We start from the raw sequence: 4,505 nt of genomic DNA on the forward strand, positions 1-4,505 counted from the left end.
TTCGGGTTTTGCGTTGCCTTTAGTAGGTACGTAAGGCTTACGAGTGTCGCCTTTTACTACCTCAATCGAGCCAATTTTTAAGGGAGCTTTGGTAACAATACCTTCTACTTCACGCATTTGCATAGCGGTAGCGAGAGCGGTTTCTTGGGCTTCCTCCGCCGAAATATGGGTTTGCCCTGTGAGAGCTACCCAACCTAAAAGTCCGTTGTCGGAAGCCTTCGTTTCAGTACTGGGTAATACTGAAATATCAGTGTCGGTTGCGAACGGAGCTTCTGCTTCTTCGCGTTGGCAGGAAAAGAAGAGTCCTGCTACGATAAAAATAGATAAAAACTTTTTCATATAAGGTTAGTTTTTAAGATTACGCGACAAAGATAGGGAAAAATTAGCAAATTAGCAAATTTGAGAATTAGAAAATTATAAGCTATTTATACGAGAAATGAAACCTTGTAGTTCTATACCACGACAATTGTTTGTAATAGTTATTCAGCGTTTCATTCTTGCCGAACAAATAAACACTCAGTCCGTTGCAATGTGTCAGCGCAATATTAGCAAATCTCGGTGTGTGTCTTTCAATTTTACAAAGCTTTTGCCAAATAGCTTCCATAGCCACAGTAGCTTTGCTCTCCAAAAGCACTTGTTTGAGGTCAAACAAATACTTTTCGTTATTCCTACTGTATTGTTGCAAATGGGCTAAAGACAACTCAGAAGTGTTGAGTTGTTTGCAGAAAGAAGCTAATGCCTCCAACTGCTCACTATCTACCAAAGTAACCGTAGCCGACTGTCGTGCGCCCTCCAAAGCATTGTAATAGTTGTAGTAAGCTTCGGTTGCTTTTTCTAATTGTAATTTCCCTATAAGGTAAGGCAATAGGTGGTGATAAGGAAAACCATCGGCAAGAATTTCGGCAGGCGAAGCAATAAAGTAACGGGCAGAATGTCGTAATTCATAGAGCACCTCTACCGACCCCATAAAGCAAGCGTCGAAAAGGATATAATCAAACCGATAAGGGCTTAAAACTTCCGCGAGGTCAGGAAGCTCCATAGCCCCCTCTCGCGGACTCATATCTTTCCCAAACGATTTTACCACCACTCCTGATTTGTTTTCGGTTTCTATATGATAACCTTCCGGTAGCCACGCATTGCCGTGCGACCAAAGCACAAGTCCTTTATAACGATTGTCGCCTTTGTAATAGCTCAAAGCATCTCTCAACACATTGCTCATTACGGTTTTATCAGTTGAATTTTGTTCGGGGTAAGAAGCGATGATTTTAGAGGCTATTATCTCGGTGGTATCGTGTACAATTTCTAAAAGTACAGGGTGTGAAGGCAAAGCGGTAGAAGTATTGCTATCGATATACAGCAAGAGTTTGTCTCTTCCGTTAGGCACAAACCCACGTTCTATTTCGTTGAGGTCTTTTAAGGCATAGGGAGCGAGGTCGTTATCAGCAACCATATACACGAGTGTGATTTCGTGAGGAGGTAAAGGCTCAGGAGTTGGGCTATCTTTTTGGCAAGAAAGTAACCCCAAGCCAATAAGAAGCAAAGAGTAATAACGCATAGTTTAACAAAATGGTTAATGAGTAATGTAGATTTTTCCTTTAGGACAGATTTCAATAGTGAGTTCACTTTTACTGCCTTGTATTTGTACTGTGCTTTCCAAGCGTAGGCGTGAAGCCGTGATGGCTACTACTTTATAAGTACCTTTAGGCAAAGTAAATGTCTTAGAAACAGTATTGGGTGATAGCTTTTCAGAAAAATGCTCACCTACCGAAATGGTTACTGCTTCAAAATAGCGATTTTGTACGTGCAGAGTATAGTTTTCGGGCTCTATGGCTTCTTTAGAGCAAGATAGAGCGATAAATGTGAAAAGAAATATAAGATAACGCATAGAAAAATGGTAAAAACCTCTGGCAGGGTTACTGCCAGAGGAGTTAAGGTTATTTTATTAAGATAAAATCGTTGTTTTTAATTCCATCTATGTACATTTCTCGGAAATGAGCAGAACAGCATTCTCCAATAGTACCTAAAAACTCTATTTTGTAGGTTTTAGCCTTATTTTTAAGATAAAGTGTTTCTATTTTTCCTGTATATAGAAATATTGCACTCTCAGTTGCTACTTCAGCATAATCTTTATTTTTAGATTCATTAGTAAACAAGGTACGGTATTTCTTCTCAGTGTTATTCTCTGTGATTTGGTAGAAATACACATTTTCTTTATCAGCCTCTCCTTTGTCGCTTAAGAAATCTTGATATTCAGGAGCTGATTTAGCTATAAATAATTGAAAATTAGGAGGTGGAAGCATACATTCATCTTGTATCTCTGAAGACTTTTCACAAGATAAAAAACTAATGAGTAATGATATTAAGAATAATATTCTTTTCATAATACTTATTTTATTACCCTTTGGCAGGAGACTCCCTGCCAAAGGGCTAAGATTATTTTGTATTATCTATTAGATAAGTATGATCACTAATGAGGTTGAGCTCTATTTTTTTATGGTTGAAATACAACTCTACTAAAGAAGCAGCATCTCCACAACCTGTACTATCATAATAGTTTCCTTTTATTTGTAAAGTATCAATCTTATTATTATACTCCAAATAAAAAGTTTCTACGTTTGTTGTGTAGAAGGTTTTTAGAGCTCTTCCTGCACTTGCAATGGCTATATTTCCATTAGCAACGTGACATTTACTTATGTCTACTCTTTTATTATCTACTCTTTTGTATAGAGTAGCTTCTTCTGTTGCATTCCAAAAACTGTATACTAACTCTTTTCTATCCATTCTATTGTTCATAACAATAATAGTTAGCGTAGGAGGTTCATTCATACAAATTGGATCACGAGATTCGGTATTTTCTTTACTACAGGCTATACTCATAGTTAAAAAAAGTAAAAACAACATTCTTTTCATAACTCGGCTATTTTATATTGATGATTATTTTCTTTTTGAACTGATAATTTCCTTCAGTTCCTGATTTGTAGGTATTAGAACCTGCTTGTCTACCTGACTTTGCATTGAAAACATTTATGTTATACCAGCCAGTACCGTCATAATAATCCTTATTCCACTTGAAGTCAGATCCATCAAGATTTCCTCCCCAACCAAAGTTGTTATGTATTAACTCTATTTTTTCATCATTTACAATCTTTACTTCTTCTGAAGAAGGACAATTAATATAATATTCAGTTACTTTTCTTTTTCTTAGTACATAACCATCTAAAATCCAAGCGTGTCCTTCTTTATAACTATATCTTGTATGTGATTTTTTCCAAAACCACCAACCTGTAGTATAGGTATGAGATATTTCATAAGAATACCCTTCAATATAAACAGGTCTATTGTTTCTTATTTCAGAAATAAAATCCCCATTGCTATACTCTATTAGAGAAGCATTATTATATCCTAAACTATGTAAAGCTTCTAAGGCTCTACCTGAACCGCTACCACCATCAGCTATACAACCATATTCCATAGCTAATAGATCACTATCCCCCAAGTGTGCTAAAAGATGTTGAATATCCTCTCTAAAAGTAGCGTTATCCCCTACGTTATGACTATAAATACTAGAGAACATATCTCCACTATCTATTTTAGTTATATCGTCCCAATGCATTATTCTACCTTTAAAAATAGCTGGCTTTTTATGATAGGCTAATAGTTGCCCTACAGCTACAGCTACACAGCCTACAGGAGACTGGTCTTTATCTGCATCACAATATTTAGCTACTTTATCATTATAAAGTCCACTTTGTCTCCATAGCGTTTTTAACAAGGGTGCCTTTACATATTCTGTTTTCCATTCTCCATAAAATATCCTATCGTTGTCTTTTACTAAATAATGGTCTGCTGGATTTTCATTTTTTTTATTATTACTCTCTGGCTCTGATAAATCACAAAGAGCGTGTATTAAATCAAAATTGTACTTACTTTTTACCCTCTTACCATCTTTATCAAAATATCCCTTAGCTATCAGCTTTTCTTGTTGTTCTTTAGAAAGCTGTTTGAAGATAGCTTCTTCGGCTTCAGTAATGAGTTTTTCTTTATTAGCTTCAAAGGCGGCACGCTGTTCTTCTATATATGCCTGTATATAGCTAAAGAGTACCGCTTGACCTGGGTTACTAATAGTGTCACCTAAATGTCCGTAGGAATTATAGGCTAATACACTAGGGACACGCCTATCTGCTGAGGTAATTACATAGCCTTGGTTGTTGGCAAAGTTTACAATGTACACATCGGCTTGTTCGGGTTTTGCGTTGCCTTTAGTAGGTACGTAAGGCTTACGAGTGTCGCCTTTTACTACCTCAATCGAGCCAATTTTTAAGGGAGCTTTGGTAACAATACCTTCTACTTCACGCATTTGCATAGCGGTAGCGAGAGCGGTTTCTTGGGCTTCCTCCGCCGAAATATGGGTTTGCCCTGTGAGAGCTACCCAACCTAAAAGTCCGTTGTCGGAAGCCTTCGTTTCAGTACTGGGTAATACTGAAATATCAGTGTCGGTTGCGAAC

5 protein-coding genes and 1 pseudogene are annotated in these 4,505 nt (G+C 37.1%); all 6 read right to left on the reverse strand.

The features are described from left to right. A pseudogene (locus HMPREF1321_RS09815) lies at positions 1-339 on the reverse strand (pyrogenic exotoxin B); the annotation flags it as partial. Between the two features lie 82 nt (positions 340-421). After that, positions 422-1,555 (reverse strand): clostripain-related cysteine peptidase, encoded by a 1,134-nt coding sequence (locus HMPREF1321_RS09820; protein ID WP_009422454.1) that lies wholly within the window; start codon positions 1,553-1,555, stop codon positions 422-424. Between the two features lie 15 nt (positions 1,556-1,570). Continuing rightward, positions 1,571-1,885 carry a hypothetical protein gene (locus HMPREF1321_RS09825; RefSeq protein WP_009422455.1) on the reverse strand — a complete coding sequence of 105 codons (315 nt, stop codon included), beginning with the start codon at positions 1,883-1,885 and terminating at the stop codon, positions 1,571-1,573. A 49-nt stretch (positions 1,886-1,934) separates the two neighbouring features. Further along, positions 1,935-2,381: a hypothetical protein gene (locus HMPREF1321_RS09830; RefSeq protein ID WP_009422452.1), complete on the reverse strand. Its 447-nt coding sequence runs from the start codon at positions 2,379-2,381 to the stop codon at positions 1,935-1,937. 52 nt (positions 2,382-2,433) lie between these two features. Then, a complete protein-coding gene (locus tag HMPREF1321_RS09835; protein ID WP_034576008.1) occupies positions 2,434-2,910 on the reverse strand; it encodes a hypothetical protein in 477 nt (158 codons plus the stop codon). 7 nt (positions 2,911-2,917) lie between these two features. Continuing rightward, on the reverse strand, positions 2,918-4,505 hold a 1,588-nt coding region (locus tag HMPREF1321_RS09840; RefSeq protein WP_009422456.1), incomplete at its 5' end, for a C10 family peptidase.

The sequence above is a fragment of the Capnocytophaga sp. oral taxon 412 str. F0487 genome, from assembly GCF_000271925.1.
In the GTDB taxonomy this organism is placed as follows: Bacteria; Bacteroidota; Bacteroidia; order Flavobacteriales; family Flavobacteriaceae; genus Capnocytophaga; species Capnocytophaga ochracea.